The organism is Mesorhizobium sp. M7A.F.Ca.CA.001.08.2.1 (assembly GCF_003998455.1).
GTDB lineage: Bacteria > Pseudomonadota > Alphaproteobacteria > Rhizobiales > Rhizobiaceae > Mesorhizobium > Mesorhizobium ciceri.
In genome coordinates this window covers 1-496 of the sequence record NZ_RZPW01001454.1, presented here as the reverse complement: position 1 = coordinate 496, position 496 = coordinate 1, and the positions used below count along the sequence as shown (strand labels likewise).

Annotated in this window: 1 protein-coding gene; it reads right to left on the bottom strand. The window is 62.5% G+C overall.

Annotated features, from left to right (window positions below; genetic code table 11):
- The coding region (locus EN914_RS37935; protein ID WP_281034715.1) for a molybdopterin dinucleotide binding domain-containing protein at positions 1-496 on the bottom strand (496 nt) is incomplete at both ends.

Sequence of the window (496 nt, the reverse complement as noted above, 5' to 3'; positions counted from 1 at the left end):
GCGGAATTCGGCGCCGAAAGTCAGTCTGTCGGGCGAGGGTTCGAAATGCGGCGGCTGCAGGAAACGCTGGAACTGCGGCTCGGTGAACCCGGCTTCTTCGGCTGCGCATTTGACGATGCGCACGCGCAGGTCGAACCACGCAGCCTGGCCGGTCACCGGATCGGAATTCGAATAGCGTTTGCCCTGAGCGTCAGCCGAGGTCTGGTCGCCGATGATATGGTTGAGCAGGAAGCCGCGATTGCTCTCGGCCGCGTCGTCCTTCAGCCCCCAGCTGCCGCGCCTTTTGCCGATGGCGTTCCAGGTCCAGACCGTGCTTTCGTTCACCCCGTCGATCAGCTTGATCTGCCCCTTCACTCTGCCGTTGATGCTTTCGATCCACACCCAGTCGTCATCGACAAGGCCGAGACCGGCTGCCGTCCGGTGATGCACGAACAGCCGGTTCTGGCTGGTGATCTGCCGCAGCCACGCATTCTGCGAACCCCAGGAATGGTACATG